The sequence below is a fragment of the Hoyosella altamirensis genome (assembly GCF_014191505.1).
Classification (GTDB): Bacteria; Actinomycetota; Actinomycetes; order Mycobacteriales; family Mycobacteriaceae; genus Hoyosella; species Hoyosella altamirensis.
Window position 1 is genome coordinate 96,346 of sequence record NZ_JACHWS010000001.1, and the last position, 26,336, is coordinate 122,681.

Sequence of the window (26,336 nt, forward strand, 5' to 3'; positions counted from 1 at the left end):
CTGTGCGCGGTTGATCATTCTGCGGAAGCGTTTTCCGGTGCTCCCTTTTTGGCAGCTGACGGTGCACCGTCAGATCCGCCTTCCATGGCGGGTTTGCGGCCACGCGTGCGTGTGCGGCGCCGCTTCGGGCCGTCAGGAGAGGAGGGGGTACTTGGAGTTTCAGGAGAGGTCGAGGCCGTATCGCTCGTCGCGTTCGTCCCGCCCGGCGTATCGTCGTCCCGTCGTGCTCCCCGTGTGCGTCGCCGCCGGGACGTCGTGCGCTTCTTCTCGTCGCTCGTCTTGACGTCTTCGGTTTGTGGCGGTGCGTCACTGCGTGGCGGCACCGAGACACGTCCGCTCGCGTCGTCCGGGATATCGAGGTCCTTGAAGAGGTGATCGGACGTGGAGTATGTCTCGACCGGAGCATCGATCTTCAGGTCCAGCGTCTGGCTAATGTGCTTCCAGCGCTCGAGGTCTTCCCAATCCACCAGGGTCACTGCTATTCCGGTGCGCCCGGCGCGGCCGGTGCGGCCCACCCGGTGAACGTAAGTGTTCTCGTCGTCGGGGCAGTGGAAGTTGACCACGTGCGTGACGTCATCGATGTCGATGCCGCGGGCTGCAACGTCAGTTGCAACCAGCACATTTGCTCGGCCTGACCGGAACGAGCGCAATGCCTTCTCCCGAGCACCCTGCCCGAGGTCGCCGTGGATGGCACAGACCGCGAAACCCCGCTGCTCGAGGTCGCGGGAAAGCTGGTCGGCCTGCCGCTTGGTCCGGGTGAAGACCATGGCAGCGCCGCGTTCGCGGGCCTGGAGGACCTTGCTGACGAGTTCCAGTTTGTCTAGCGCGTGCGCGCGGTAGACAAACTGGCGAGTGCGGTCATGAACCGCTGATGAGTCGGTCTCCTCCGCGCGGACGTGCGTCGGCTGAGTCAAGAATGTTCGCGCGAGTGTGATGATCGGCCCAGGCATCGTGGCTGAGAACAGCATCGTCTGCCGCGCGTCAGGCACGCGGCTGAGAATCTTCTCGATATCGGGAAGGAAGCCCAGATCGAGCATCTCGTCGGCCTCGTCGAGTACGACGATTGAAATCCCGTCGAGCTTCAAATACTTCTGATTAGCCAGGTCCAGCAACCGGCCAGGGGTGCCGACAACAACGTCGACCCCAGCGCTCAGCGCCGACGTCTGCTCCTCGTATGGCCGACCACCATAAATCGCGGACACACTCAGCTTGCGGGTACTCCCGTTCGCCCCGGCGCTGAGATACCGTCCAGCCGCTGTCAGATCTTTCGTCACCTGAATGCACAATTCGCGCGTTGGGACCACAACGAGCGCACGCGGAGTGCCGTCGAGCGGTGCGCTGCCAGTCACGACGCGGTGCAGAAGTGGGACACCGAAACCGAAGGTCTTACCCATGCCGGTGCGAGCTTGCCCGATCAGATCTTCGCCTGCGAGTGCCAGCGGAAGTGTTAGCTCCTGGATCGCGAACGTACGCTCGATGCCCTGCTCGTTCAGGGCGCGAACGATGTCGTCGATGACGCCCAATTCAGCGAAGCTCGGTGATTCATGGGGTGCGGTGAGGGCGCGGGCGTCCGCAAGTACGGTCTTCTCCGTAGCGGACGCAGTTCCTGGCGGCCCTGCCATACCCGTGTCTTTCGTGAACTTGCTCAGGATGTGCCTTTCTGTTGTTCGCCGCGGCTTCATAAGCGCGGCGCGAGGTTCAAGAAGCCGGCGCGGTGTCATCAAAATCCGCTGCGGACTGACCACCCAAATGAAAGGTGAGCAACCGCTCGTTGCCAAGGGCTTGCAGCCATGGTACCGGCCACCGCGGGCCCTGGAGGAAAATCGCATGTCAGGGGCAGGCATATTGGCTCGCCTCCGATCTGGACGCCAGAAAACCTGCGTCCGGAACAGCAGCTGATTGACGGTAGGCGCGCGGGTGATCCGATCAGTGGAATAGGCTCTCCGTTATGGGATCTGTGACTAGCGATCACCCAGGAATAATCGAACTATATGGCGCATTGGCATGCGGCGAGATCACGGCGTTCTATCGACTGGCAGACGAGGCGAAATTCGCTCCGCACCTCTACGGTCGCGTGGCGATCGCACGTATGGCCGGTTCCGAGATGCGTCATTACGAACTATTGCATTCGGCCATCACGGAGCGGGGCCGGGATCCGTTCGAAGTGATGGCACCTTTCATCGACGTCCTGGATGCCTATCACCGCTCGACCACGCCGAGTACGTGGCCGGAAACCTTGGTCAAGGCCTACATCGGCGACGGCATCGCGGCGGACTTCTATCTGGAGATCTCGAGCGCCTTCCCCTCTGACGTCGCCGCGGTGGTCCAGGGCGTGCTCGCTGAAACACACCATTCCGAGTTCGTGAAGGATGAGGTGCGCTCGATCGTCGACGGTGACACCATCGCTGCGGACCGGCTGCGCCTGTGGGCGCGGCGCCTGTTCGGTGAGGCGCTCACGCAAGCACAATTTGTACTGGGGCAGCGTGACGACCTTGCGGAACTTGTCCTCTCAGCCAGCGGCGACCTCAACCACATCGCCACGCTGTTCGACAGCATGCAGGCTAAACACGACGAGCGGATGAAGCTTCTCGGCCTGTAAGTGCCTGGCCGTTCGCTTACAGCGCAGGGTAACGGCGGCCCTCTGGCCCGCCGTTTCGATAGCCTGACATCAGGATGACTGGATCGTGTTCAGCAGCACGCCATTTTATGTGATCGGAGGACAGCGTGGAGGTCAAGATCGGGATCGCCGACAGCAGTCGGGAGCTGATCGTAAACAGCACCCAGTCCGTTGATGAGGTAGAGGAACAGGCACGCTCTGCCTTCGAGAAGGGCAATAGTGCGACGTTCATATTGACGGACGAGAAGGGCCGCAAGTATCTGATTCAGTCCAGCAAGATCACCTATGTGGAGATCGGTCCGGCCGATTCACGCAAGGTCGGGTTTGCACCAAGCTGATTGACAGCTAATTCGGGCGCGGCAGCGAAAGCTGCCGCGCCCGACGTGTCAGATCAGACTGTGCGGGGGCTCGTATCCGTGGACGTGGGTGTGCGCGTGGACGGCGCCACGGCCTTTCCCTCATCAGAGGACCGCTGGTAAGGAACGTGCGACAGTCCACCCCAAGCAAGCGTGACGGTTGTTTCGACCGCGTCACTCTTACTGATCGGGCGGTTCGCTTCGAGCCAGTAACGAGCGTTGACCTGGCTGACACCGACGAGCCCCACAGCGAGCATGCGGGCCCGGTACGGATCAAGGCCGGAATCGTGGCTGACCAGATCGAACACGGCGTCTATACAGTCCTCGCTGGCTTGCTCGACGCGCTCCTGAACGGAGGGGTCGCTCAGTGCATCGGATTGAAAGATCAGCCGGTAGCCCTGAGTGTCATTGTCGACAAAGTCGAAGAAAGCCATAACAGCGGCGTAGAGACGCTGCTTGTTGTGAGTAGTTGAGCGCAGCGCTTGACGAACGCCCGAGATCAGCTTTTCGACGTGGGCTTGCAGCACAGCGAGGTATAGGTCGAGTTTGCTCGGGAAGTGCTGGTACAACACAGGTTTGCTGACGCCGGCCCGCTCCGCGATCTCATCCATCCCTGCGGCGTGATACCCCTGGCTGGCGAAGACATCGCTCGCAGCATTGAGAAGCTGAGCACGTCGCGCGCCGCGCGGGAGCCGGGTGTTCTTCCGTGCTGGTGTGCGGGGCTGCTCAGTGCCTCGCACTCCACTGTTGTGTTCCTCAGTGGATGAGGGTGGAGTGCTGATCCGTTCCGTCAATGCCATCACCGTTCGTATACCGCTGGTGTCGTTGCTGGTTACCAGTGCATTGACACTACCCTGTAGCGGCCTAAATTCCGATCTCGCGTCCGCCCTCTCGGTGGGTGTGACGGTGGCTGGTTCGGGTAGGCTCGCGGTGGAATTGTCCGTCTGCGTGGCAGCTGCGCCGCGCGGCGCGGCGGGGTTTGTGCCCGGTCGAATTGTGAGAGTGTGGGAGGGTGACGATTCGCGGAGCACGTCACCAAGAAGACGGTCGGCGGCGGCCTCGTGACGAGGTTCGTAGTGTCCGTGGACGGCGGACACGGGCGCCGTCACGCTCGCGCTCGGCTGTGCGGCAGAGCCCGTGGAACCAGCCGCTCGAGGCGCAATGGGATCCCACAGAGCACTCGCCCGGCACGGCAGACTTTCATGGCGAGCCTGAACCGCCGCCCTATGTGCGCCGGCGGCCGCCGAGGGGCGCCCGACGGCTCCGGAAACGCGCGAAGCGCTCACCCAGAACAAACCGGGCGCTCGCTTTCTTGCGCGCGAATGGGTGGCGCGCGTACGCGGTCCCGATGGTGGCGCTTCTGATTGTGGCGGTCACGGTGTTTTCCGCCAACGGTTCTGAGGATCGGTTTTCGTCGGATCAGACGGTGGCAGGCATCCAGAACCTGCCGATGCTCGATGGCGGCACCAGCCAGAATGAGGAACTCGCGCCGCCTCCTGCTGACGGTTCTTTTCCTGATCTGCCCACCGGTGAACTTCCCGCGGGTGGCCCCTACACCGAGCACGGCACGGGCGAATGGCGCATTGTTCCGGGCCATACAGGCGAGGTAGGGGCAGGGGAGAACCGCGTGTTCACGTACACGGTCGAAATCGAGGAGGGTGTCGACACGACCAGCTACGGCGGAGACGAAGCGGTGACTCGGATGGTGGATGAGACGCTAGCCAACCCGAAGAGCTGGATCGCGGACCCGCAATTCGGTTTCCGGAGGATCTCGGGGCCGGAAGACGGACCGCCCGACTTCCGGGTTTCGCTGACTTCAGTGATGACGGTGCGGCAGTTCTGCGGTTACACGATCCAGCTCGAGGTCTCTTGCTTCTCGCCGCGCAGTGGCCGAGTGATCATCAATGACGCGCGGTGGGTCCGGGGCGCGCTGGCATTCCAGGGTGACATTGGGTCGTATCGCCAGTACCTCGTCAATCATGAGGTGGGCCATGCGATTGGCTACCCGGAACATGTCCCGTGCGAATCTGACGGGGGGCTTGCGAACGTCATGATGCAGCAGACGCTGAGTACGGCGAACAACGAAATCGCCCAGCTTGACCCGGGCGGTGTGGTCCCGCCGGATGGTTTCGTGTGCCAATACAACGCGTGGCCGTACCCGCGAGCCGGGCAGTAGGCTGGTGACGGAATGAATGCGTTACCCCCGCTGGTAGCCCCGGCTGCTGAACTGACGCGCGATGACATCGCGCGGTACTCGCGGCACCTTCTGATCCCCGGGATCGGTGTCGGAGGTCAGCGCAGGCTGAAGAACGCGCGCGTACTCGTGATCGGCGCAGGTGGGCTCGGCTCGCCGGTTTTGATGTACCTCGCGGCTGCGGGCGCTGGCACGATCGGCATCGTCGAGTTCGACAGCGTCGAAATGTCGAACCTGCAGCGGCAGGTTATTCATGGCGAATCCGATCTGGGGCGGCCGAAGGGTGAGAGTGCCCGCGAGTCAATCCGGAATATCAATCCGCATGTCGAGGTGCGCTGGCACAACCTGCGTCTCGAGAATCGCAACGCGGTGAACATCTTCAGGCAGTACGACCTGATTGTCGATGGAACAGACAACTTCGCGACCCGGTATCTGGTGAACGATGCGGCTGCGCTAGCTGGAAAGCCCTACGTATGGGGGTCGATCTTCCGGTTCGAAGGTCAGGTCTCAGTCTTCTGGGAGGACGCTCCGCACGGTCGCGGTGTCACCTACCGGGATCTGTTTCCCGATCCACCTGCACCGGGAACGGTGCCGTCTTGCGCCGAAGGGGGAGTGTTCGGTGCGCTGTGCGCGACGATCGGTTCCTTGATGGCGACGGAGGCGATCAAGCTCATTACCGGGACCGGTGACCCGCTGCTGGGGCGCGTCCTCGTGTATGACGCGCTCGCAATGTCCTTCCGCTCACTTGGACTGCGGCGTGCGGCAGGCGCGCCGCGCATAACAGAACTGACGGATTACGAGGAGTTCTGCGGAACGGCGATCGCGCCCTCAGCGGGGGACAGCTCGATCGCGCCCACTGAGCTCGCGGACTTGCTCTCATCTGCTGCTCCGCCGGTGCTGATCGATGTCCGGGAGCGCACCGAATGGGAGATTGTCCGCATTGAGGGAGCTACATTGGTGCCGCACTCTGAGTTCGATTCGGGCGCGGCGCTCAGCCAGCTGCCGCAAGACCGGGAAGTTGTGCTCTATTGCAAGACCGGTGTCAGGTCCGCAGAGGCACTCGAAGCGCTGCATAAGGCTGGGCTGAAGAATGCGCGCCACCTTCGCGGGGGTCTGGCTGCGTGGGTGAAGCAAGTGGATCGCTCGTTGCCGATGTACTGATCTACGGCAGCCGGGACCCGACACGGCCGCGGTCCTACCGGGTATCCACTGTTCAGAGGAGTAGGTTACGGTCGTGAGTTCCGCCCCGCCTCCAGACCATGTGCGCTCGACTTTCGGCTTGCGAGAAAAAGAACCCGTGTCATTGGGTGCGGATTGGGACGGTGGCTGGCGTTTCGGCGACGTTGTGTTGTCCCCGGTCGGAGATCATGCGCGCGCAGCGTGGTCCGCAAAAGTTCGCGAGACCTTGATGGTCGATGGCGCGCGCGTAGCCAAGCCGGTGCGTGCAACGGATGGGCGCTATGTGGTCTCGGGATGGCGTGCGGATACCTTCATTGAAGGTTCTCCTGAACCTCGGCATGATGAGGTGGTGTCGCTCTCGGTCCGGTTGCATGCGGCGACGTCGCGGCTTGAAAAACCTCGATTCCTGACGCAGCCTCCGGTAGCGCCTTTCTCAGATATCGACGTGTTTGTTGCCGCGGACCGTGCTGCGTGGGAGCCGGTGCCGTTGCGTGACCCGCGGCGTACGGGTCTGCTCGACATGTCGAAGGAAGGTGTGGAGGGAAGCCTCGCACTGCTCAAGCATCTAGCTGAGCAGCGCAAACCGGTGGAGTTGCCGACTCAGCTGGTCCACGGTGACCTGTTCGGAACGGTGCTGTTCGCTGAGACCGAGGCCCCGGGAATCACGGATATTACGCCGTACTGGCGACCGATTTCCTGGGCAGCTGCGGTTGTCGTGGTGGACGCCTTGTCCTGGGGTGGTGCGGACGAAGGTCTCGTCGAACGGTGGGATGCGATGCAGGAGTGGCCCCAGATGCTGCTTCGCGCACTGATGTTCCGAGTTGCGGTCCATGCACTGCACCCGCGTTCAACGCCGCCGGCTCTCGTCGCGATAGAGCGGACCGCCGAGCAGATTCTAGCTACTCTCTAGATCCCTACCCGATGTTTTTCAGCACGCTGGCGAGGAACTGCTGAGCCTCCCGGCTCGCCTCCCCCGGATCGCCCGCGATGATTGCCCGGACCAGCCTGGCATGCTCGGGGTCATAATGGGTCTCGGCCAGCCCGTGGTATTCGAGGTGATAGTGAATCGACGACTTGATAATCGGTACGAGCGAGTCGTAAAACTCCAGGTAGAGGGCGTTGTGGCTGGCGGCGACGATCGCGCGGTGCAGATCGACGTCGACCTCGATCGCGCGATCGAAGTCGCCCGCGGCGTTAAGTCGTGTGCGTTCGTCTAGAAGCCGCTGCAAGGTAGCGATGTCGTGGTCATCCCGGCGTATCGCGGCGAGGGCCGCGGCGGTCACGTCCAGGGCCTGCCGCAGCTCGACGACGTCACGTTCCGCCGCATCCGCTAGGTGTTTCGACAGCGCTCCAGTGACATCAGAGGCGGAGAGGACGTACGTACCCGAGCCCTGACGTCGCTGCAGCATCCCGGCATGGACAAGCGCCTGTACGGCTTCACGAACCGTGTTCCGCCCAGTTCCGGTCAGTTCAGATAGTTCGGGTTCAGTAGGGATGCGCCTGCCGACTGGCCACGCCCCGGAGGTGATCTGCTCGCGGAGCATGTCAGTCACTTGCGAAATCAGGCTTTGTCGCTGCACGTGTCGCACCGGTGCCTCCTGACGGTGTGCTGTGTGGCTCAGAATACGTTGCCGATGTTCATAGGGTCATCCTATGATTTGATGAACCCATCCTTTTTGCCTAGGGAGAGACCTGTGCCTCCATTCGTTCCGGCCGAAGCAGTTGCGAGCGACGCTTCCCGCATCGAGGTTGCCGACGCGGCAATCGTGCGTGGAGTGCGCGAGCATCTGTGGCGCGGACGTCTGCTGGTATTCGCTGGGCTCCTTCTCGCCGCTTTTACACTCCGCCTAGCAGTGACGTCGCTGACGCCGTTGCTCGCCGACATCGGTTCGGCAGTGGGCTTCGGTGCCGTAATGGCCGGAGTATTCGGCATGATGCCGCCGACGATGTTTGCGGTAGCAGGTCTTCTGACCCCAGCGGTGATGGTGCGTATCGGCCTTGAGCGGACGGCGCTGCTGTCAGTGGTGCTCTCAACGCTAGGCCTCGCTGTCCGGCCCCTCGCCGGGCACGTCACCCCGATGCTTCTGCTCACCGCGATAGCACTGATGGGGATGGGTATCGGTAATGTCGTCCTGCCTCCGCTGGTCAAGCGTTACTTTTCCGACCGCATCGCGCTCATGTCCACGCTGTACATCAGCTTTGTGCAACTCGGCACGGTCATTCCCGCGGTCATGGCGATCCCAGTCGCCGACGCGGTCGGCTGGAGGTTCTCGCTGGGCATGTGGGCTGCGGTCGCGGCGGCCGCAGTTTTGCCCTGGATAAGCCTGACTCGACGCACGCGGGTTCAGCGCACGGCTGCTGCGGGGGCTGTGAGCGTGGCCGGTGACGGCCAGGTCTGGCGGTCGCCACTCGGATGGGGCCTCGCGGTCATGTTCGGAATGACAGCGCTCATGACGTACACCTTTTTGACCTGGCTCCCGACGATGCTTATGGACTTCGGCATCAGCCGGGGTGATGCCGGAACGCTGTTTGGTGTTTTCATTTTGGCCGGCCTGGTGGGTGTGCTTGTCATGCCGACTCTGACGACACGGATGGCTAACCCATATCCGTTGGTGGCTGGATGCATGAGCGTCATTGTTGCGGGAATGGCCGGGCTGCACTTCGCGCCACTGCACGGCACTATTATCTGGATCGTGCTGCTCGGCCTCGGGCCGTCGACGTTCCCCATGTCGCTGACGCTGATCAACCTGCGGTCCCGAACGGACGTTGGCGCAGCCAGGCTGTCGGGATTTGCGCAAGGGTTTGGCTACGCGCTCGCGTGCATCGGACCGTTCGGCGTCGGAGTTCTGCACGAACTGACCGGAGGATGGACTGTGCCCTTCGCAGCGCTCGCGGGAGTTGTTGTGATCACCCTCATAGCCGCACGTCACGTATGCGCCCCACGTGTGATTGAAGACACGTGGAGGCGTCCGATCTTCACCCACTGACACAGCGGCGAAACACGGAAGAAACCCTCACGGGGCAGGATTTGTCCAGGTGAGGAGATTTTGACGGTGCAGTCATCTAGGGCAGCACCGTCGCAACACCCAATTCCTACATTGAGGTCTCCACACTAGAAAGGGGACCGCGATGACGCTCGTGAGCGAACGACCCGCACCAGAGCCAGGGGCGGAAGAGACCGCCGCAGCGGCTCACCGCAAAGGACGCTGGATTGACCACTGGGAGCCAGAGAACCCCGACTTCTGGGAGAAGAAGGGCAAGAAGGTTGCCAAGCGCAACCTGATGTTCTCGGTTTTTGCCGAGCATCTCGGCTTCAACGTGTGGGTGCTCTACAGCATCCTTGTCACGCAGATGGGCAATGCAGGGTTCGCGTTCATGCAGGGCGATGCGGCTGTCAACAATGCCCTAATCCTGATCTCGGTCCCGGTCATCGTCGGCGCAATTCTCCGAATCCCGTACACCTTCGCTGTATCGAAATTTGGTGGGCGTGGCTTCACCACTTTCAGCGCGGGGATGCTGCTGATTCCGACAATTGGTCTGGCGGTCGCGTTCAGTCAGCCGTCCACGCCGATGTGGGTGTTCGTGGTCCTAGCCGCTCTCACGGGTTTCGGTGGCGGCAACTTCTCGTCGTCGATGACCAACATCTCCTTTTTCTTCCCGGAGAGCAAGAAGGGTGCCGCCCTGGGCATCAACGCAGCTGGCGGAAACCTCGGTGTAGCGGTCACGCAGCTCGCGATGCCGCTGGTGATCACGGGAGCCTTGCTGTTCACCGCGCAGGATGAGGGCGGCTACCGATTCGCCCTCACCGTGGCAGCTCTCTTCTGGGTGCCGTTCGTCCTCGTCGCTGCAATCGGTGCGTGGACCCGCATGGACAGCATCAGCGGCGCAAAGCCGGATGGTGACTCGTACCCACGCGCAATGAAGAACAAGCACACCTGGATCATGGCCTTTCTGTACATCGGAACCTTCGGTTCGTTCGTTGGGTTCTCATTCGCGTTCCCGACGCTGCTCCGTGCCTACTTCCCTGAACTGCAGAACGTCGGATGGATGGTCGCGCTCGGCAATCTCGCCTTCATCGGTGCGCTCGTCGGCTCGTTCGCGCGCCCAGCGGGCGGCTGGTTCGCTGACAAAGTGGGTGGCGCGAAGCTCACCTTCTTCGTCTTCGTAGGTCTGTCTGTGAGCATCGCGGCAGTGATGGGATCGCTCGCGCTCGAAAGCTTCCCGCTGTACCTCATTTCCTTCATCGCACTCTTCATCATTACCGGCGTGGGCAACGGATCGACCTACCGCATGATTCCGATGATCTTCAGCGCGAGCGTGCGGCATCGTGCTGAGTCAGAAGGCATCAGCATGGAGAAGTCGCTCGCATCAGCGAAACGCCAGGCTGGTGCAGCAATTGGCGTCATTGGAGCAGTCGGCGCTTTCGGTGGCTTCCTGCTGCAGCAGGCGCTTCGCTTGTCCAACGTGCACCTCGGCACAATGGCTCCAGCTTTCTGGACTTACGCGGTGATCTTCCTGGTCATGGCCAGCGTGACGTGGTGGTACTACCTGCGCTCTTCATTCGCAATCTCGCGCGCACCGAGCCTGGCCCACGCCAACGTCTAGCTTGGCGCCGTACAACCCCCAACTCGGTATGACGATCCGGTATCTGGGCGCAGCGTGGGATTTGCTTCTTGCGTTCCCATGCACCCAGATGCCGGATTTGGAGGCACAGCCGGTGACGATTCCTGCAGTGAGATCAGTAGCTGTGCGGCGCCGGCTCCCTGTGGTGGCGCACAGCCCGTGCGGATGGCTTAAAAAGGGCGACCCGGACGCGAAACAGGGAGGTAACGAAGCGTCCATACCGTTAGAACATCAGCACCAAGAAGGAGCGGCATGATGCAGAAGAAGGTCGTTGTTGTCGGCCATGGAATGGTCGGACACCGATTCGTCGAGGCGCTCCGGGCACGTGATGATCGGGGCGAGTGGACAGTCACGGTTCTTTGCGAAGAGCCGGAAGCGGCGTATGACCGCGTTGCTCTGTCGTCCTATGTGAACACCTGGGATCCGAAGGAACTCGCTCTCGCCGGTAATGACTATCCGGACGATGTGAACGTCGACGTCCGTCTCGGCTCAACTGGTGTCAAGATCGACCGCACCGCGCATACGGTGACCACGAGCACGGGTGACACCCTCAGCTACGACAAGCTCGTCCTCGCAACCGGTTCGTACGCCTTCGTTCCGCCGGTTCCGGGCAAGGACTCGCGAAACTGCTTCGTGTACCGCACGCTCGACGACTTGGACAAGATCAAGGCAGCGGCGGAGACAGCCTCTGCGGGCGGCGGTGTTGGTGTCGTGGTGGGTGGTGGCCTGCTCGGTCTCGAAGCGGCGAACGCGCTCAAATTGCTGGGACTCACTCCACATGTCGTCGAGCTTGCGCCCAGGCTGATGCCGCTGCAGGTCGATGAGGGTGGCGGCGCGCTGCTGAAGAACCTGGTAACGGATCTGGGTCTCACGATTCACACTGGGGTTTCAACCGCCGCCATCAACGAGAAAGAAGACGGCTCCCTCACGGTCGAGCTGTCCGACGGCGCAACAATCGACGCATCACTGCTGGTCTTCTCGGCTGGTGTGCGCCCCCGCGACGAACTGGCGCGGACCGCAGGGCTTGACGTCGGCGAACGCGGCGGGGTCATCACCGGTCTCGAATGCCAAACCTCAGACCCGGACATCTACGCGATTGGTGAGGTCGCGGCGATCGAGGGCCGTTGCTACGGGCTCGTCGGCCCCGGCTACGCCACCGCAGAGGTTGTCGCCGACCGACTGCTCGGCGGCGACGCCGAATTCCCCGGCGCGGACCTCTCGACCAAACTCAAACTGCTGGGCGTCGATGTGGCGAGTTTCGGCGATGCCTTCGCTCAGACGCCGGGAGCTCTTGAGGTTGTTTTCAGCAACCCCGCTGCCGGAACCTACGCGAAGATCGTCGTCTCAGATGACGCGAAAACGCTCCTTGGCGGCATCCTTGTCGGTGACGCGAGCTCCTACGCGACCCTTCGGCCGATGGTCGGCCGCGAACTGCCTGGCGACCCCGCTGCGATGATCGCGCCAGCCGGTGGCAGCGCCGAAATCGGCGCAGGCGCGCTTCCCGATGATGCCCAGATCTGCTCGTGCAACGCCGTCACCAAAGGCGACATTTGCCGAGCCATCGCGGACGGCGCGTGCGACATCGCGGCCGTGAAAGGCTGCACCAACGCAGGCACCTCTTGCGGAGGCTGCCTCCCGCTCGTGAAGAAACTGCTCGCAGATTCTGGAGTGGAGCTGTCGAAGGCGCTGTGTGAGTGCTTTGCACATTCACGTGCTGAGCTGTTCCAGATCGTGCAGAGCACTGGAATCCGCACATTCTCGAAGCTCATCGACAAGCATGGCGACGGCAGCAGAGGCTGTGACATCTGCAAGCCAACGGTGGCATCGATTCTGGCCTCCACCAGCAGCGATCATATCCTTGACGGTGAACAAGCCTCCCTTCAGGACACCAACGATCACTTCCTCGCGAACCTGCAGAAGAACGGCACGTATTCAGTTGTCCCGCGCATGCCAGGCGGTGAGGTAACTGCAGACCAGCTAATCGTTATCGGTGAGGTGGCGAAGGAATTTGACCTCTATGTCAAAGTCACCGGTGGTCAGCGGATCGATATGTTCGGTGCTCGCGTTGAGCAGTTGCCCGCGATCTGGAAGCGACTCGTAGAAGCGGGGATGGAATCCGGCCACGCCTACGGGAAGTCGCTGCGAACGGTAAAGAGCTGCGTGGGTTCCTCGTGGTGCCGATACGGGCAGCAGGATTCCGTGAAAATGGCCGTTGACCTCGAGAAGCGCTACCGCGGCCTCCGCTCTCCGCACAAACTGAAGCTGGCGGTTTCCGGTTGCGCCCGTGAATGCGCTGAGGCCCGCGGCAAGGACGTGGGAGTCATCGCGACGGAAAAGGGATGGAATCTCTACGTCGGCGGAAACGGCGGTCAAACGCCGAAGCACGCTGAACTGCTGGCGGGCGATCTCGACGACCACACGCTGATCAAATACATCGATCGGTATCTGATGTTCTACATCCGCACCGCCGACCGGTTGCAGCGCACCGCGCCGTGGCAGGAGAGCCTCGAGGGTGGACTGGACTACCTCAAGCGGGTCATTTGCGAGGACAGCCTCGGCATCGCCGCCGAACTCGAAGCGGCAATGGAAAGGCACGTGGCTGGCTACAAGGACGAGTGGGCCGGTGTGCTCGAAGACCCGCAGAAGCTTTCGCGCTTCGTATCGTTCGTCAACGCGCCGTCTGAGCCAGATCCCCTGGTTCAGTTCGCCGAGTCTGATGGGCGCAAGATCCCCGTGACCTTGGGGATGCCAGCAATGCCCGAAACTGCGACAACAGGGGTGAAATGATGACCGCACTCGATGTCCGAGAGGCCGGTGAGGCTCTCGACCTGAATGGTTCGGAAGGCTGGACGACTGCGTGCGCCTACGATTTTCTGATGCCGAATCGAGGTGTTGCGGTCCTGCTGCCGGGCAATGAGCAGGCCGCGCTATTCCGACTCGATGATGGATCGTTGCGGGCAGTGGGCAACATCGACCCGTTTGCTCACGCGGCTGTCATGTCACGCGGCATCGTCGGCGATCGCAAAGGGGAGCCCACTGTTGCGTCGCCGCTGCTCAAGCAAGTGTTCTCGTTGGAGAGCGGCGTATGCCTCGACGACGCAGGCCATTCGCTGCCCGTGTATCAGATTCGGGTTGTCGACGGTCTTGTCCAGGTGCGCGCCGCAGCCACGGAGTGACCGACACGACAGGTGCCAGGAACCAGTTATCAAGCGAACTAGGACCGCGCACCGTGCGCGACACATCAGTACAGGGGAAGCCAGTAGCGTGAACATTATGGGAGCGAAGGAGAGGACTGTGCCGCTAAGGTCCGACGAGGACAGTCCAGCGGCGCTCGCCGGCTTCACGATTGGTATCACCGCTGCGCGCCGGGCTGAGGAGTTCGCCACCCTCCTGAGCAGGCGGGGCGCAACTCTTGTGCACGCGCCAGCCATCCGGATCATCTCTCTCGTCGATGACACCGAGTTGCGTAAGGCGACTGAGTCGGTGATCGCGTCCCCTCCGGATATCGCCGTGGCGACGACGGGAATCGGTTTCCGGGGCTGGGTTGAAGCTGCCGACAACTGGGGTCTCGCGGAGCCACTTCTCAGCGCGCTGACTTCGTCGAGGCTGTTGGCGCGCGGCCCAAAAGCCAAGGGTGCGATGCGCGCTGCGGGCCTGCGGGAGGAATGGTCTCCCGACTCGGAATCCTCTGCCGAGGTGCTGGACCACCTTCTTGAAGAAGGGGTCGAAGGCAAGCGGATCGCCGTGCAGCTTCACGGCGCAACCACAGAGTGGGAGCCGATTCCCGACTTTTGTGAGGTCATGCGCAGCGCTGGAGCGGAGGTAGTACCGGTTCCCGTATACCGCTGGGTCCCGCCGGACGATCGTTCTCAGCTCGACCGAATGATCGAAATGTCGATCAACGGCGAACTCGACGCCATCACATTCACCAGTGCGCCGGCCGTCGCGTCGCTGCTCGGCCGGGCGAAGGAGACACGTGTGCTCGAGTCTCTGCTCAACGCGCTGCGAGGCCGTGTCGTCCCGTTCAGCGTGGGGCCGGTGACGGCCGCTCCGCTAGAGGCGCTCGGTGTCGCGACTACGCAACCGCATCGCGCTCGGCTGGGTGCCCTTGCTCGCCACATCGCGGAAGAGTTGCCTCGCAGGGCGAACCACCTGCAAGCTGGTGGGAGCCATTTGAGTATCAGGGGCAGCTGCATCGTCGTTGATAGGGAAGTGAAGCAGGTGCCGCCCGCATCGCTTTCGATCATGCGCGCGCTTGCGAGGCGTCCTGGTGCCGTCGTGTCGAGGGAGGATTTGCTGTCGGTCCTGCCTGGCGCGGGAGGTGACACGCATGCGGTGGAAACTGCGGTGGCCCGCTTGCGGGCGGCCCTTGGCACGCCAAAGGTTGTGCAAACAGTGGTGAAGCGCGGCTACCGGCTGGCGCTCGACCCCGTCGAGTCGGATCCGAAGGGAGACCGGTGATGGAGACACACGGGCAAGTGCTCGTAGCGCACGGCACGCGGAACCCTCGGGGCGTGTCCATGATCGCTGCTGTCGCGGATGCGGTGTCCGAGCAGGCCGGCCCAACCCGCGTTGCTTTCGTTGACGTCTTGGGCCCCTCTCCGGCCGAAGTGTTAGCGCAGATGCGTGGACCGGCAACGCTGGTGCCGGCGTTCCTCGCGTCGGGCTACCACGTACGGACCGACATCCCCCGGGAGGTCGAGGCCTCCGGCCACAGCCGAGTCCGCGTAACGCAAGCGATAGGTCCTGACCCAGCGCTCGCCGCTATCCTCGCCGATCGGCTGGCTGAGGCGGGATGGGCCCCCGGAGATGCTGTTGTTCTCGCGGCGGCGGGATCATCAGACGCACGGGCTTTGCGAGATGTGCGTCGCGCAGCGGTGCTGCTCGCCGATCGTTTGCAGACGCGGGTTGACGTGGGTTACATCGCGACCGCCGCGCCTCGGATCGGTGACGTGGTCACCGCTGTGCGGCAGAAGACGGGGAAACGCGTGTTCATCGCGTCCTACTTGCTTGCTCATGGTCTCTTCCACAACCGGCTCCACGAACTCGAAGCTGATGGCGTTGCCGAGCCGATCGGTGTGCATCCCGACCTCGTGAGCCTGATCCATTCGAGGTTCGCGGCTGCTCAGTGCTTGCCAGCGCCGACGTTGCACTACTGAGCGGAGTTCGCGTCAGGCGCTGAAATCGTGCCTGTACTCAGCGACGCGAACCCGTCCATCAACGATGTGGACTCCCTCCCTGGCGAGCAATCCCGCCTGTTTGTCAGCGAGGTGTGCAGGGAGAATGCCGTCAGCTCGCACTACACGATGCCACGGGATATCGGCTCCGTCTGTCTTGAGAATCCAGCCGACGATACGTGCGGATGGAAGCCCAGCTGCAGTCGCAATGTCTCCGTATGTGGCGACACATCCGGGAGCGATTCCGGACACGAGTTCACGCACGTGCTCCACAGTCTCGTCTGAGATCGCCGGAGTCACTGCTCTGCACTCCTCGTGCCGCGGACATTGTCCCTTGCGTTGATGAGGGCATCTCTGACAATGCTGCCCACGAGGCCGGGGTCTTCTTGCGCCACCATATGGTCAGTTTCGGATTCGACTACCGTGAGCGCGGGGCCAAGATGATTTTCCAGCATGGCCCGAAACTCCGCAGTGACGAACGGTGGGGCCGATCTTTTCGCTACAACGAGGACAGTCGGAATATCTTTGGGCGGCAGAGCCGCGGGGCGAGCGAGTTCGCTGAACGTGGTGATCACTCCGGGCACTGAGATGCGCCAATTGACACGGCCATTGGGCAGTACAACGAGGTGCTCGGCGAGTTCCCGTTCGAGTACATCAGGGTCGACGTCACGCCAGGCCCCGTTGACTTTGTCGCTGCGCGCTTCTTCTCTGTCGGTGTAATCCGGTGATGCCGTGGTGGCCTCCGCGAGACGTAACATCCAGGCCGGGTCGAGTTCGGCTGCGGGGTCAAGAAGTACCAGCCCGGCGACGCGCTCAGGCATCGCGCGCGCCAAGTGGATCGCCAGGTTTCCGCCGAACGAGTGGCCAGCAAGGACCACACGATCGAGTTGGCCAAGAATCTGCTTAAGATCGTCCACGTGTTTTTCGATCGTCCATGGTGGTTCCCACGTCGATCTGCCGTGGCCCCGCAGATCCGGGGCAATCACCTGGAACTCGGGAAAGTGCCTGCGTGCGAGGTCCTCCCAGCGCTGCCCGTGGCCGGTGAGCCCATGTAGCGCGAGAAGGGCGGGATCGCGCCGGCGCATATCGGTGGACGGTTCGGTGCATCCGAACCTGTGAACGTGCAGTTCTCTACTTAAATTCACCATAGTGATCTCGGCCTGTTAGCAGGTACAGTTAGCCCCACTGAGGGATGCAGCGACGGGGGTGCAGCGACTCTTTTCCTTCGGGCATGGGGAATTAACCCGGTTGAAATAGCAGGGACTGTACGCTGATCACACGTGGGTCACGCAATGCTAACCTTCGAGATTACGAAGGTTCGAGTGGAGTAGTTAAGCAATGGGTCACAACGCCGGAAACAACGTGCGCCCGGTCTGCGGCGCGACGCAGGGGCGCGGGCTCTGGCTGCTCGATGGGACTGCAGCGTACGCGGCGCCCGCATCACTCTTCTCGGCCACGTCGGCCTTTTATCCTGCCACGGTGACGTCATCGGTGCGTGGCACCGTGTCGTTACACGATCACTGGCTCACTGTGATCGAGAACCCAGCTAGCTGCATCACTGGCAGCAGCGGACACAATGCAAGGAGCGCCTGAATATGAGCGACGCACCAGACACCGTTGCCTCCGTGCCCGTAAGCAGCCAGGACAACGCGCATCCGAGGGCTCCCTGGAATGCCGGCCAGCGTCCCGCGCTATCGGGCCGTGAGCGACCGGAGCGCATTCCGCTATCACTCGGTGAGCAGCGGCTATGGCTCATCAACAGGTTCGATCCCTACTCACCGGTTCACAACGTCCCCATTTCGGTTGAACTGATCGGTGAGCTGGATGGCGCCTCGCTAACGGCAGCAGTACAGGATCTCATTGAGCGCCACGAGGTCTTGCGGACGATCTTCCCGGCATCCGCGGATGGGCCCTACCAGACGATCGTGCCCGCGTGTGAAATTACCGTTGACATGACGCCTGCGGACCTGGATTTTGCCGATGCTGAGGATCCGGCAGGGGCCATTCTCGCGTTCGCGAGAGAAGGCTTTGACCTGACTAGTGAGGTCCCTTTCCGTGCGCGCCTGTTCCGGATGGCAGACAGCGAATACATTCTGACGCTCGTCGTGCATCACATAGCCGCGGATCGGGCATCCCTGCGTCACCTCTTGAGGGATCTCTTTCAGGCGTACGAGTCTCGCTGTTCAGGCGCCGCCCCAGACTGGTCGGCGCTTCCTCTGCAGTACGCGGATTATGCGCTGTGGCAGCGCGAGCTACTCGGCGAGGAATCCGACCCAGAGAGTGTGATCGCGCGTGAGATCGAGTTCTGGCGGGCAGAACTCGACGGATTACCGGATGTGCTGAATCTGCCGCTGGACCGGCCCCGCCCAGCCTTCCAGTCGCTGTGCGGGAAGGCTGTGGACTTCTACCTCGGTCCACAAGTTCACGCAAGCCTGAAGAGCATTGCTGAGCGGTACAACGTGCCAGCGTTCACGGTCCTTCAATCAGCGTTCGCCGTTCTGCTCTTCAAGTTGTGCGGCTCCGACGATATTGTGCTCGGCACGCCAGTGGACAAGCGGGCTGATGACTCGCTCGATCCAATCGTCGGAATGTTTGGCAACACGCTGGCGCTGCGACACCGCGTCATCGAGTCTGAGCGCTTCTGTGACCTGCTCACGCGGTCACGTGAGCGCAGTGTCGAAGCCTTCAGCCACGCCGAGACTCCGTTCGAGCGACTCGTGGAGGTTCTCGGCATCCCGCGCTCTCCGTCCTTCCATCCGGTGTTCCAGGTAATGATCTCGCTCCACGACGAGGAGCAGCAGATGACCTCCATCGCTGGCCTCGATGTGGCAATCGGTGGGCTGGAGGCCAAAGCCGCCGACTGCGACCTTGAGCTCGTCCTGACCGAGAGTTTCGGCCATGAGGGTGAGCCAGCCGGAATCACCGGGTCGATGGTGTATGCGGTGGAATTGTTCGACGAGGCGACGATTGTCGGAATCGTGCAACGGTTCCAGCGTCTGCTGACAGCGATCGGGGCGCACGCGGAGTTGCCGGTCAGCGACATCGATGTGCTGACTGATCGGGAGCGGGGGCTCTTGCTGCCGCATCGCAAATCGCGCAGCTCGCTCGACCGCTTGGTTGGCTACGCGGCGAGCCACGGGACGGCGCTCTTGCCAGGGACAGAGGGTGGTTACGCGGAGCTCGCGGGACGCGTCGGTCAAGTCGCGTCCCGAGCGACTGGTTCGACGCTCGGGGCCGGCAGCGACCTCGCCCTCGCCCTGCTCACCTATGCGGCCGGAAAGATGGACGTCACGGCGGCGCAGCGGCTCGCAGACACAGTGCTGCCAACGCTCGACAAAGCCGCGCAGAATCGGCCTCCGCGCGACACCCGCGAGCTGAGCGCGTAAATCTGTCAGACCTTCGTGATGTCATGTAGCGCATGACGGCACGGCGGGGGCTGACGGATGACGTCAGAGTCAGGTTAGTTGGCGCAGAAGCGCCAAAGCAGCGTGTCCGGACGTGGTCGGGCGCGGCGGCGTCGCTCCTTGACCGTGTTGCGAGTGGGGACGTTCCACGTGCCACGTCGTCGAATCCGGTTCCGTCCGGGTGGGCTCCTGTGCAGCTTCTCGGTGGCCCCGGCACTGGGAAGACCGCCTACATCGCTGACCTGGCTGTGGCGATGATGGCGGCGGGGGTGGATCCCGAATCGATTCTTGTGCTGACGCACTCACGTGCAGCCTCTACGTCTATGCGGGAAGTCATCACCTCTGCGCTGCTGGCAGAGGGAGGTAACGCACCGCAAGCCACGCGCGAACCACTGGTGCGAACGGTGCACTCGTACGCGTTTGCCGTCCTGCGGCTGCAGGCCGCGCAGTACGGAAATCCGCCGCCTCGCCTCATCACCAGTTCTGAACAGGACGCTGTGTTCAGGGAGATGCTCCGCGGTGACATCGAAGATGGTGCCGACTACTGGCCGGCAGAGTTACGTCCCGCACTGGGCCTGGCTGGGTTCGCGTCCGAACTTCGGGGTCTCCTCCGGCGCTCCGCAGAGCGGGGGCTAGGGCCGGAGGATCTTGTGAAGCTAGGCCGGAAACACCGCAAGGCGGAGTGGGTCGCGGCGGGCCGGTTCGCCGCAGTTTACGAACAAAGCACGCTTCTCCGGGGGTCCGTCGGTATGGAGGTCCCGCAGGCCACGGCACCCGCACTCGATGCGGCTGAGCTCGTGAGTTCGGCGGTGACCGCGCTGTCAATCGATCCAGATCTGCTTCAGCGTGAACGCCAGCGCGTACGTTTTCTTCTGGTTGACGATGCTCAGCATCTCGACCCTCAGGCTGCCTGGCTCATCGAACTGCTGGGAACAGGGACTGACCTCACTGTGATAGCTGGGGATAGCGACCAGTCGGTCTTCCGTTTCCGGGGTGCTGAGCCGGCGTTCCTCGAGCAGTTGGCGGACAATGAAACGGCTGCACGGATCGTTTTCGAAGAGAATCACCGGAGTGCCCCCGAAATCGTCGGTGCAGTGGCGCGGGTGGCAGCGAAGCTCCCAGGCATGCAGCCGCAGCGCAAGGCGTTCACTGTCAGCCCAGCAACGGGGACTGGCCGTGCGCTGGTGCGCGTACTCAGCACGCCGGCACGGGAAGCGGCGGCCGTCGCCGACACACTTCGCCGCGCACACCTCCACGACGGAGTCCCCTGGTCGAGGATGGCGGTGATTGTCCGCTCGGTTCCGCAGCTTTCAGCTCCGCTGCGGCGAGCCCTGCTGGCTGCGGGAGTGCCGGTCAACACCCCGGTCCCGGAACTGCCGCTCGGGAGGCAGCGGGCGTCGAGGTCTCTGCTGCTCGTCCTGAAAGCGGTAGCGGGGCCACCTGACCAGAATTCGAGTCTGACAGCGGAGGAAGTACTGGAGCTTTTGGCCGGCCCGATCGGTGGTGCAGACCCACTGACACTGCGGCGTATGCGCCGCGGAATCCGGCGCGCTGAGGTTGCCCGCGGCGGTGACCGGGAGTCGGCAGAAGTTCTGACGCGGCTGATCTGTTCGCCCGAGACGTCCGCTGACTCCGGAATCCTGGGTGCGCTGACGCCAGTGGAAGCCGCACCAATCGAGCGGCTGAGGAAGGTGCTCCGCCGTGCACGAAAGGTCCGGGAACGGCATCGCGGCCTCGAAGAGGTGCTCTGGGAGGTGTGGCGCGCTGCGGGACGCGAACGGCAGTGGGTGCGGCAAGCCCTGCGTGGTGGTCCCGCAGGCGTGCAAGCGGACCGTGATCTCGACGCCGTGGTGGCGTTGTTTGACGCCGCGGCCAACTATGTAGACCGGCTGCCCGCCGCGTCGATCGCGGGGTTCGCCGATTACATCTCTCATCAGGAGCTCCCAGCTGAGCCGGTGGTCGGCAAGGTTACACACGCCGATTCAGTCACTCTGCTGAGTGCGCACGCGGCGGCGGGTAACGAGTGGGATGTCGTCGCGGTCGCTGGTGTCCAGGAAGGCGTGTGGCCGTCTCTGCGTGGCCGGGGAAGTGTGCTCAACGCTGGGGATATCGACGATGTGCTGCGGCGAGACATGACGGGGGAGTCGGCGACGCCCGTTTCCCGGCTCGCGCCGCTGCTCGCGGATGAGCGCAAGCTATTTCTCGTCGCTTGTTCGCGCGCACGCCGACAGCTCCTCGTGACCGCCGCGCAGTCGGTATCTGGCCAGTCAGAGCTCGTACCCTCGCGATTTATCGGCGAACTTGGTCTGGATGCCACCGCGGGACAGGAAGACGACCCGCGGTCCGAGCGCGGTGAGGAGCCAGAAACAGTGCTCGCGCTGCCAGCGCTCGTCGCGAAGCTCCGCGCTGTGGTGTGTTCGCCGTGCGAGCCCGAAGGGCGGAAGGCTGACGCTGCCGTCCAGCTCGGCCGTCTGGCGGAAGCGGGTGTCCCGGGCGCGCATCCGCAAGAGTGGTACGGGCTGCGCCCCATCACAACTGATCGCGCGATGTGGGCCGCCGAAGACGGCCCGGTCCGCATGTCGCCTTCGACAGTGGATCAGCTTTCAAAATGTCCACTTAGGTGGCTTCTGGAACGTCACGGCGGCTCAGATGGCAACGACACAAGTGCGGTCAAGGGAGTGCTCGTTCACACGCTCACGCAGGCGATTGCGGGAAACATCTCCGATGCGCAGGTGCGCGAGGCGCTCGTTCAGGCCTGGGACAAAGTGGATCTAGGGTCCCCGTGGTACGCGCGGCATGAGCGTGCACGGATCGAGAACATGCTCTCGCACTTCGAAGAGTGGTTGCGAAGTTCGCGCACCGAGCTGACTGAGGCGGGCGTCGAGGTCGCGGTCGACGGTGTGCTGGCCGACCCGTCCGGGGAAGGCCCCGACGTTCGGTTGCGCGGGCGGATTGACCGGCTCGAACATGACAACGAGGGGCGGCCCGTGATTGTGGACGTGAAGACGGCACGTACCCCAGTGAGTGCAACTGCCGCTCTTGACCACGCTCAATTAGCTACGTATCAAGTTGCGGCGGCATCCGGCTTGATCGACGGGGAGCCTGCGACCGAGCCCGGCGGCGCGCGGCTCGTGTTCGTCGCGAAGCCGCACAAAAACACCGGTGCCGCCGAGCGGAGTCAGCCAGCACTGACCCCGGAACAGGTTCAGCACTGGATTACGCTGATTCGCGACGCTGCGAAGGCAACCCGGGGACCGTCATTCGAGGCTCGTATCAATGACGGCTGTAGCCACTGTCCCGTTCGCTCCAGCTGCCCCGCCCAGGATGTGGGAAGGCAGGTGACCCAATAATGAGTACGAATTCGGTGCGCAGCGGACGCCGCAGGAAGTCCTCTGGCGCCGACTTCTCCCGGCCCCGATTCACACCCTCCCAACTGGCTCAGTCGCTCGGGCAGCCGCTGCCGACTCCTGAACAGCAGGCGGTCATCACAGCTCCCGCTGGGCCGTTGCTCGTTGTGGCGGGCGCTGGCGCGGGAAAAACTGAAACGATGGCCACCCGCGTCGTGTGGCTGGTTGCCAATGACTTCGTCCACCCAGAAAAGGTTCTTGGGCTTACTTTTACGCGCAAGGCCGCGCACCAGCTCACGACGCGTATACGCAGCAGGCTGGCGCGGCTCGCTGGAACGCAGCTTCTACACAGTGCTGATCCTTCGGGAGAGCTTCGTGCCCGCCTGAGTATGAGTGAGCCAGAGGTCAGCACTTATCACGCCTACGCTGGAAAGTTGCTGGCCGAACATGCATTGCGGCTGCCGATAGAGCCCTCCGCGACGCTCCTCAGCGAAACCCAGCTATGGCAGATCGCCCACCGTGTGGTCAGTACTTGGGATGGTGAGCTCGACCTCGAACGAACACCCGCATCGGTTACGAGCGCGGTGCTGGCGCTCTCCGCAGCGCTCGATGAGCACATGATCGATATCGACGACCTTTCCTCCGCACACCTCGAACTAGAGAAGCTGGTGTACTACCTGCCTCCCGGACCGCGGCAGCGGCAGGAGCCTAACCAGCGCCTATTGTCACTGCTCGCGACCCAGCATCAGCGGTTGCAGTTGCTCCCGCTTGTGCAGCAGTTACGGTCAGTGCTGCGAGAAGAAGGTGCACTCGATTACGGCAGCCAGATGTCGCTCGCTGCCCGGCTGGCAGCTAATCACCCTGAAGCGGGGCAGGGCGAGCGGGAGCGCTACCGTGCGGTGCTGCTCGACGAATACCAGGACACTGGGCACGCGCAGCGAATCCTCCTCGCCGGACTTTTCGGCAACGGCAGTGATCCAGCGCTCGCGGTCACCGCGGTGGGCGATCCAATCCAGTCGATCTACGGGTGGCGCGGCGCGTCCGCGGCCAACCTTCCACGATTCGCGATGGACTTCCCATGCGGTGACGGTAGTCCTGCGCCGCGCCTCGAACTGCTAACGAGCTGGCGCAATCCAGTGACGGCACTTTCGATCGCGAACAAGGTTTCGGAGCCGTTGCGGAGTCGTGGCGTGCCTGTCAGCACCCTCAAACCGCGGCCCGATGCAGCCGAAGGCGAGGTTCAGCTCGCGTTGTGCGGAGATGTCGCTGCCGAACGCAGATGGGTGGCACAGCAGATGTTGCTGGAGTACGACGCGGCGCGTGAGCGAGGGGAGCCGCCACCTACTGCGGCCGTTCTGGTGCGGCGCAACCGTGACGCCGCACCGCTCGCAGAGGCTATGCACGAATTAGGCATACCGGTGGAAGTGGTGGGGCTCGGCGGGCTGCTCGAGACACCCGAGGTGCAGGACCTGGTGGCAATGCTCCGCCTGATAGCCGACCCAATGGCGGGCACGGCGGCCGTGCGCGTGCTCACAGGAGCCCGCTGGAGGCTCGGGGCGGCAGACCTTGCTTCGCTGTGGCGGCGAGCGCGGGAACTCGCAATTGCCAGTGGTCAGAACCAGTCAGCGGTATCCACTCGTGAGGAACTCGATAATGCGCTCGATGACGCGATACCGGGCGAAGTCGCCGAGCAGCCGGGCATCTCTGATGCACTTGCAGATCCGGGCGCGGCGGACCGATACTCATCAGCGGGTTTCGCGCGGATCACTGAACTAGGTCGCGAACTAGCGGCACTTCGTGAGCGTTTGGGTCAGCCGCTCACGGAACTCGTCGCGGACGTGGAACGTACCGTCGCGCTGGGCATCGAAACTGAGGCGCGCGGTTTCTTCCTCGCCGAGAATGCACTTGGCGCCGGACGCGAGCACCTTGACGCATTCGCCGACGTTGTCGCTGGTTACGCGCGCCACCCCGCAGCATCGCTGACGGGGCTGCTTGCCTTCCTCGACGCTGCCGCAGTGATCGAGAACGGCCTCGCACCGGGTGAAACACAGGTTGCACCGGACCGAGTGCAGATACTCACCGTGCACTCAGCCAAAGGCCTCGAATGGGAGGTCGTCGCAATCCCGCACCTGGTCGAGGGAGTTTTCCCCTCGTCCACTTCAGCGGAGACCTGGCTGACGTCCATTGGGCAGATTCCGTCAGCGCTCCGGGGCGATCGCCAAGAGGGGCCCGATGGGGAAGGCTCAGACGGTGTGCCGGTGCTGAAGCTCGAGAATCTGAACGACCGCAAGCAGCTCGAGGAAACGATAACTCGGCACCAGGATGCCTTCAAAGCTCGCGGGCTGGATGAAGAACGCCGTTTGCTCTACGTTGCGCTGACTAGGACGGAACGCGTGCTCTGCATCTCGGGCCACCAGTGGGGAGAGACGGGTGACAAGCCAAAAGGCCCGTCGTTGTTCCTTGAGGAGCTTCGTGACCTCGGCGAATCCGGGGGCATCTCGATCTGTGAATGGGCACAAACGCCAGGCCCGGGCGACGAAAACCCACTTACCACCACCACGCGGATCGCCCAATGGCCCATCGATCCGCTGGGGCAACGGCGCGCAGACATCGAAGCTGGAGCGTCACTGGTGTTCACCGCGCTCAAGCGTCTTAACAGTAGCTCCGCGCACGAAGATGACGATCAGGCAGAAACCAGCGACGGAGCTGCATGGGCAGCCGATGTCGATGTCCTGCTCGCGGAGCGAGAGCGCCGGCGTACCAGCGAAGTGCTCGTAGAGATGCCCCAGCACCTTTCGGTGAGCAACCTTGTCGCCCTCGCTAGCGACCCTGCGGAACTTGCGTTGCGTTTACGCCGCCCGCTGCCGTTCCCGCCGAATCCGCTCGCGAGGCGCGGAACGGCTTTTCACGCCTGGCTAGAGCGCAGATATGGCGCAACACGTTTGCTTGACCTAGATGAGCTCCCCGGAGCCGCTGACACGGGTGCCAGCCCCGACGCTGACCTCGAGCAGCTGCAAGAAGCGTTTCTCGCTTCCGAATGGGCTCTCCGAAGTCCAGCAGAAGTCGAGGTGCCATTCGAGACGACAATCGGCGGCACAGTTTTGCGCGGGCGGATAGATGCTGTCTTCCGGGACGATGACGGCGGCTACAGCGTCGTTGACTGGAAAACGGGCGCTGAACCGGGGCCCTGTGATCGCACGGCTGTGAGTATGCAGCTGGCCGCGTACAGGATCGCGTGGGCTGACCTCATGACAGCGCGAGGGACTCCAGTCTCACTGGAGAAGGTGCGCGCGGCATTCCACTACGTCCGGTCCGGGAGAACCATTGCGCCGCAAGACCTTCCAGACAAGGATGGTCTTCGCACGCTGCTGGCGAACCCGGGTGACACGCACCATACCGACGGTGCCGGATCGAGCGAGCAGACGCGAGGCGATTAGGC

At 63.0% G+C, this 26,336-nt stretch carries 19 protein-coding genes; 14 read left to right on the forward strand and 5 right to left on the reverse strand.

Features of this window, described 5'->3' with window-relative positions:
* Window positions 1–14: 14 nt before the first annotated feature.
* Window positions 15–1,622, reverse strand: a complete 1,608-nt coding sequence (locus tag FHU29_RS00480; RefSeq protein ID WP_064440766.1) for a DEAD/DEAH box helicase — start codon at window positions 1,620–1,622, stop codon at window positions 15–17.
* A gap of 326 nt (window positions 1,623–1,948) precedes the next feature.
* Here FHU29_RS00480 and FHU29_RS00485 point away from each other — a divergent pair, with 326 nt between their 5' ends.
* Both FHU29_RS00485 and FHU29_RS00490 read left to right on the forward strand, forming a co-directional pair.
* Window positions 1,949–2,599, forward strand: a complete 651-nt coding sequence (locus FHU29_RS00485) for a ferritin-like fold-containing protein (protein ID WP_064440676.1) — start codon at window positions 1,949–1,951, stop codon at window positions 2,597–2,599.
* Window positions 2,600–2,724: 125 nt separating this feature from the next.
* Window positions 2,725–2,955, forward strand: coding sequence for a DUF3107 domain-containing protein (locus FHU29_RS00490; protein WP_064440677.1), 231 nt, complete (start codon window positions 2,725–2,727; stop codon window positions 2,953–2,955).
* Window positions 2,956–3,008: 53 nt separating this feature from the next.
* Here the strand turns inward: FHU29_RS00490 and fasR are convergent, their stop codons facing one another.
* Window positions 3,009–3,773: an HTH-type transcriptional activator FasR gene (gene fasR, locus FHU29_RS00495; RefSeq protein ID WP_064440767.1), complete on the reverse strand. Its 765-nt coding sequence runs from the start codon at window positions 3,771–3,773 to the stop codon at window positions 3,009–3,011.
* A 323-nt stretch (window positions 3,774–4,096) separates the two neighbouring features.
* Here fasR and FHU29_RS00500 point away from each other — a divergent pair, with 323 nt between their 5' ends.
* The 3 genes from FHU29_RS00500 to FHU29_RS00510 all read left to right on the forward strand — a co-directional run bounded on the left by FHU29_RS00500 (window position 4,097) and on the right by FHU29_RS00510 (window position 7,256).
* Window positions 4,097–5,149, forward strand: a complete 1,053-nt coding sequence (locus tag FHU29_RS00500; RefSeq protein WP_232322976.1) for a DUF3152 domain-containing protein — start codon at window positions 4,097–4,099, stop codon at window positions 5,147–5,149.
* Between the two features lie 12 nt (window positions 5,150–5,161).
* Window positions 5,162–6,328 carry a molybdopterin-synthase adenylyltransferase MoeB gene (moeB, locus tag FHU29_RS00505; protein ID WP_064440678.1) on the forward strand — a complete coding sequence of 389 codons (1,167 nt, stop codon included), beginning with the start codon at window positions 5,162–5,164 and terminating at the stop codon, window positions 6,326–6,328.
* A gap of 73 nt (window positions 6,329–6,401) precedes the next feature.
* The gene (locus tag FHU29_RS00510) at window positions 6,402–7,256 is read left to right on the forward strand and encodes a TIGR02569 family protein (protein WP_064440679.1); all 855 of its coding nucleotides are present in this window, start codon (window positions 6,402–6,404) and stop codon (window positions 7,254–7,256) included.
* A 4-nt stretch (window positions 7,257–7,260) separates the two neighbouring features.
* Here the strand turns inward: FHU29_RS00510 and FHU29_RS00515 are convergent, their stop codons facing one another.
* Window positions 7,261–7,935, reverse strand: a complete 675-nt coding sequence (locus tag FHU29_RS00515) for a FadR/GntR family transcriptional regulator (RefSeq protein ID WP_157095152.1) — start codon at window positions 7,933–7,935, stop codon at window positions 7,261–7,263.
* 105 nt (window positions 7,936–8,040) lie between these two features.
* On the opposite strand from FHU29_RS00515, the gene FHU29_RS00520 reads away from it, so the two are divergent.
* From FHU29_RS00520 to FHU29_RS00545, 6 genes are all read left to right on the forward strand, one after another.
* On the forward strand, window positions 8,041–9,333 hold the full coding sequence (locus FHU29_RS00520; protein ID WP_083962352.1) for an MFS transporter: 1,293 nt from the start codon (window positions 8,041–8,043) through the stop codon (window positions 9,331–9,333).
* Window positions 9,334–9,475: 142 nt separating this feature from the next.
* Window positions 9,476–10,951 (forward strand): MFS transporter, encoded by a 1,476-nt coding sequence (locus tag FHU29_RS00525; protein ID WP_064440680.1) that lies wholly within the window; start codon window positions 9,476–9,478, stop codon window positions 10,949–10,951.
* Between the two features lie 270 nt (window positions 10,952–11,221).
* A complete protein-coding gene (gene nirB, locus FHU29_RS00530) occupies window positions 11,222–13,756 on the forward strand; it encodes a nitrite reductase large subunit NirB (protein ID WP_064440681.1) in 2,535 nt (844 codons plus the stop codon).
* Window positions 13,756–14,145, forward strand: a complete 390-nt coding sequence (nirD, locus tag FHU29_RS00535) for a nitrite reductase small subunit NirD (protein WP_064440682.1) — start codon at window positions 13,756–13,758, stop codon at window positions 14,143–14,145. Before nirB ends, nirD begins: the two co-directional genes overlap by 1 nt.
* A gap of 97 nt (window positions 14,146–14,242) precedes the next feature.
* Window positions 14,243–15,430 carry a uroporphyrinogen-III synthase gene (locus FHU29_RS00540; protein ID WP_064440683.1) on the forward strand — a complete coding sequence of 396 codons (1,188 nt, stop codon included), beginning with the start codon at window positions 14,243–14,245 and terminating at the stop codon, window positions 15,428–15,430.
* The gene (locus tag FHU29_RS00545; RefSeq protein ID WP_064440684.1) at window positions 15,430–16,128 is read left to right on the forward strand and encodes a sirohydrochlorin chelatase; all 699 of its coding nucleotides are present in this window, start codon (window positions 15,430–15,432) and stop codon (window positions 16,126–16,128) included. Before FHU29_RS00540 ends, FHU29_RS00545 begins: the two co-directional genes overlap by 1 nt.
* A gap of 12 nt (window positions 16,129–16,140) precedes the next feature.
* On the opposite strand, the gene FHU29_RS00550 is transcribed toward FHU29_RS00545, so the two are convergent.
* Both FHU29_RS00550 and FHU29_RS00555 read right to left on the reverse strand, forming a co-directional pair.
* A complete protein-coding gene (locus tag FHU29_RS00550; protein ID WP_064440685.1) occupies window positions 16,141–16,446 on the reverse strand; it encodes an MGMT family protein in 306 nt (101 codons plus the stop codon).
* Window positions 16,443–17,231 (reverse strand): alpha/beta fold hydrolase, encoded by a 789-nt coding sequence (locus FHU29_RS00555; RefSeq protein WP_064440686.1) that lies wholly within the window; start codon window positions 17,229–17,231, stop codon window positions 16,443–16,445. Before FHU29_RS00555 ends, FHU29_RS00550 begins: the two co-directional genes overlap by 4 nt.
* Before the next feature lie 510 nt (window positions 17,232–17,741).
* On the opposite strand from FHU29_RS00555, the gene FHU29_RS00560 reads away from it, so the two are divergent.
* From FHU29_RS00560 to FHU29_RS00570, 3 genes are read left to right on the forward strand one after another with little or no spacing between them, the layout of a single operon-like run.
* Complete coding sequence (locus FHU29_RS00560) at window positions 17,742–19,532, forward strand: condensation domain-containing protein (RefSeq protein ID WP_064440688.1); 1,791 nt, start codon at window positions 17,742–17,744, stop codon at window positions 19,530–19,532.
* Between the two features lie 32 nt (window positions 19,533–19,564).
* Window positions 19,565–22,900, forward strand: coding sequence for an ATP-dependent helicase (locus tag FHU29_RS00565; protein WP_232322977.1), 3,336 nt, complete (start codon window positions 19,565–19,567; stop codon window positions 22,898–22,900).
* Window positions 22,900–26,334, forward strand: a complete 3,435-nt coding sequence (locus FHU29_RS00570; RefSeq protein WP_064440689.1) for an ATP-dependent helicase — start codon at window positions 22,900–22,902, stop codon at window positions 26,332–26,334. Before FHU29_RS00565 ends, FHU29_RS00570 begins: the two co-directional genes overlap by 1 nt.
* The last annotated feature ends 2 nt before the right edge of the window (window positions 26,335–26,336 follow it).

Excerpts from the sequence above, each read along its gene's own strand:
- FHU29_RS00480 (WP_064440766.1), bottom strand. The coding sequence starts at position 1,622 with ATGGCAGGGCCGCCAGGAACTGCGTCCGCTACGGAGAAGACCGTACTT.
- FHU29_RS00485 (WP_064440676.1), top strand. The coding sequence starts at position 1,949 with ATGGGATCTGTGACTAGCGATCACCCAGGAATAATCGAACTATATGGC.
- fasR (WP_064440767.1), bottom strand. The coding sequence starts at position 3,773 with ATGGCATTGACGGAACGGATCAGCACTCCACCCTCATCCACTGAGGAA.
- moeB (WP_064440678.1), top strand. The coding sequence starts at position 5,162 with ATGAATGCGTTACCCCCGCTGGTAGCCCCGGCTGCTGAACTGACGCGC.
- FHU29_RS00525 (WP_064440680.1), top strand. The coding sequence starts at position 9,476 with ATGACGCTCGTGAGCGAACGACCCGCACCAGAGCCAGGGGCGGAAGAG.
- nirB (WP_064440681.1), top strand. The coding sequence starts at position 11,222 with ATGATGCAGAAGAAGGTCGTTGTTGTCGGCCATGGAATGGTCGGACAC.
- nirD (WP_064440682.1), top strand. The coding sequence starts at position 13,756 with ATGACCGCACTCGATGTCCGAGAGGCCGGTGAGGCTCTCGACCTGAAT.
- FHU29_RS00540 (WP_064440683.1), top strand. The coding sequence starts at position 14,243 with ATGGGAGCGAAGGAGAGGACTGTGCCGCTAAGGTCCGACGAGGACAGT.
- FHU29_RS00545 (WP_064440684.1), top strand. The coding sequence starts at position 15,430 with ATGGAGACACACGGGCAAGTGCTCGTAGCGCACGGCACGCGGAACCCT.
- FHU29_RS00555 (WP_064440686.1), bottom strand. The coding sequence starts at position 17,231 with ATGCGCCGGCGCGATCCCGCCCTTCTCGCGCTACATGGGCTCACCGGC.
- FHU29_RS00560 (WP_064440688.1), top strand. The coding sequence starts at position 17,742 with ATGAGCGACGCACCAGACACCGTTGCCTCCGTGCCCGTAAGCAGCCAG.
- FHU29_RS00565 (WP_232322977.1), top strand. The coding sequence starts at position 19,565 with ATGACGGCACGGCGGGGGCTGACGGATGACGTCAGAGTCAGGTTAGTT.
- FHU29_RS00570 (WP_064440689.1), top strand. The coding sequence starts at position 22,900 with ATGAGTACGAATTCGGTGCGCAGCGGACGCCGCAGGAAGTCCTCTGGC.